The organism is Devosia sp. 63-57 (assembly GCF_001899045.1).
Classification (GTDB): domain Bacteria; phylum Pseudomonadota; class Alphaproteobacteria; order Rhizobiales; family Devosiaceae; genus Devosia; species Devosia equisanguinis.
The window spans coordinates 1-2,164 of sequence record NZ_MKUY01000002.1 but is presented as its reverse complement, the minus strand read 5'-3'; the positions used below and the strand labels follow the sequence as shown (position 1 = coordinate 2,164).

2 protein-coding genes are annotated in these 2,164 nt (G+C 59.2%); both read left to right on the top strand.

Annotation, left to right across the window (positions count from 1 at the left end):
- Positions 1 to 179: 179 nt before the first annotated feature.
- A complete protein-coding gene (locus BGO80_RS00035) occupies positions 180 to 923 on the top strand; it encodes a DUF6088 family protein (protein ID WP_286717841.1) in 744 nt (247 codons plus the stop codon).
- A complete protein-coding gene (locus BGO80_RS00030; RefSeq protein ID WP_286717839.1) occupies positions 904 to 2,007 on the top strand; it encodes a nucleotidyl transferase AbiEii/AbiGii toxin family protein in 1,104 nt (367 codons plus the stop codon). Before BGO80_RS00035 ends, BGO80_RS00030 begins: the two co-directional genes overlap by 20 nt.
- The last annotated feature ends 157 nt before the right edge of the window (positions 2,008 to 2,164 follow it).

Here is a 2,164-nt window from a genome sequence, read left to right as displayed (position 1 = left end):
ATTATGCGAATCCAAACGACGGCCTGTGTGCGCCAGAGCCGGTCAGCTGTCGATCGCTCAGTCTCGCCAAATGACGAAAGGGGACCGCGGATTACTGACCAAAGTTTCGGTATAAATTCTGGTCAGCTCGTTGCTACTGACCAAAGTTTGTATATATTCTTTGGTCAGAGGTGACCTGAATGCCCGATCCCCGTTCGGACACGCTTGAACGTATCTATGACAGAATTGCCCAGGCCGCGCCCTCGGGGGTCTGGTCGCGCGCCGACTTTCTCGATATCGGCACGCCAAACGCCGTCGAAAAGGCGCTTCAACGGCTCACCAGCAGCGGTCAAATTCGCCGTCCCCATCGCGGACTCTATGACAAACCAAGTGAGAGCGGCCTGACGGGGAAGATGGCGTTTCCGCCACGCGCATCCTTCGTCGATGCGATCGCGCGGCGTGACAAACTCCGCGTGCTGGTCGACGGAATGACGGCGGCCAACGATCTTGGCCTCACGACGGCCACGCCGGCGCGGTCCACGATCTATGCCGATACCTACCCTCGCACGATAGCAATCGAAGCCAATGCCGGGGACCCGCGAGCAACCGCGCCGGTCGTCTATGTCCTCGATTTTAAACGCATCTCCGCCAAATCCGCCTTTTGGGCGGGACGGCCGGCCATGCGCGTGATCCAGGCGCTGGGCTGGTTTCGTGATGATCTATCAAGCCTCGGCACCATCCTGAATGGCATCGTCCGCCATCTTTCCAAGAGCACCCAACGGGACGCGATCCTCAAGGACCTGCGCGAGAATATCAGCGCGCTGCCCGCCTGGATGTACCCGGTCATCACCGACATCGAGCGCAGCGTTGCGGTTGAGGGTTCCGAGGACGGCCCTTCGGGTTCAGACCAATCAGAGGGACGGCATGTATCAGGCGTTCATTGAAATCCTTCGCTCCCCCGACGAGGAGCGCATCGCGCTCTTTTCGAGCGTTGCGGCGAGTCTCGAAACACGGGCGGAGAACGTCGAAAAGGACCTCTATGTCTGCTGGATCCTGGACTTCCTGTTCAACCGTCGCCAGGGCGATCCGATCGGGCTTTACTTCAAGGGTGGCACCAGCCTGAGCAAGGCCTACGGCCTGATCCGGCGCTTTTCCGAGGACATCGACATCGGCATCTATAAGGCCGATCTAGGCGTTCCCCTCGAGGCAGATATCGCCGCGCTGCCTTCGGTCAACCAGCAGCAGAAGACGCTGGCAAATCAGGTGGACGAAGCGGCGCGGGTCTATATTTCGGGGCCACTGCGAGACCTCCTGGGCAAGCAGATTACCGAGGTCGAAGCGGCCAGCGGTCGAGAGGGACTGTTCTCAATCGAGTTTGGATACGACGCCTATCGTGACAAGGACGCGCTCGATATTCTGGTCCTCCGCTACAAGAGCGTCTTCGATACGAGTGGCGGCTATGTCGAAGCGGCAGTGCGCATCGAAGGCGGCGCCCGACCTGATCCCGTCCCGGCCGAGCCCCGGCTGATCGAGCCCTATCTTGCCTCGGAAATGCGCGCGGGGACAGACCTGGTCGTGCAAGGTGTCATGACCGTGAAGCCAGAACGGACCTTCTGGGAAAAGGTCTTGATCCTGCATGCAATGACCGAAATGAGCGAAAAGCGTAGCCTTGAAGGCAACCCCGAACGACCCGTCCCCGATCTCAATCGCTACTCACGTCACTATTACGACGTTCACCAGATATGGACCCATCCCGACTATGGAAGGGCCACGGCCTCCTTGCTCGAGCTTGCCGAGGCGAGCCGTCTGCATAAGGAACTGATGTTCCGGGCACCCGATCATCGATATGACCGCGCCGTACCGGGCAGTTTTCGATTGGTGCCGACCGAGGACATGCGCAATAAGCTCGCCGCCGACTATGAGCGGATGTCGGCGATGATTTTCGGCACGGCCCCCAGCTTTGAGGACGTCATGACGAGCATTGAGGAGCTAGAAAAGTTCCTCAACGTCCCCCTACCCCGACTTTGAATTGAGCTGGCCCGGCTGTTTCGGGCTGCAGCTCACACGGGAATATGGTCGACTGTTCGGACTTTCGCCCGCCCACGTTGCAACGGCAAAAAGGGGGTGGAATGCTGACAGGCTGCTTTGGAATGTCCGCATTACGAAAACTGACGTCTCGTATCGA

Bases quoted from the DNA above. Each gene is read 5' to 3' on its own strand.
- BGO80_RS00035 (WP_286717841.1), top strand. From the start codon at position 180: ATGCCCGATCCCCGTTCGGACACGCTTGAACGTATCTATGACAGAATT.
- BGO80_RS00030 (WP_286717839.1), top strand. From the start codon at position 904: ATGTATCAGGCGTTCATTGAAATCCTTCGCTCCCCCGACGAGGAGCGC.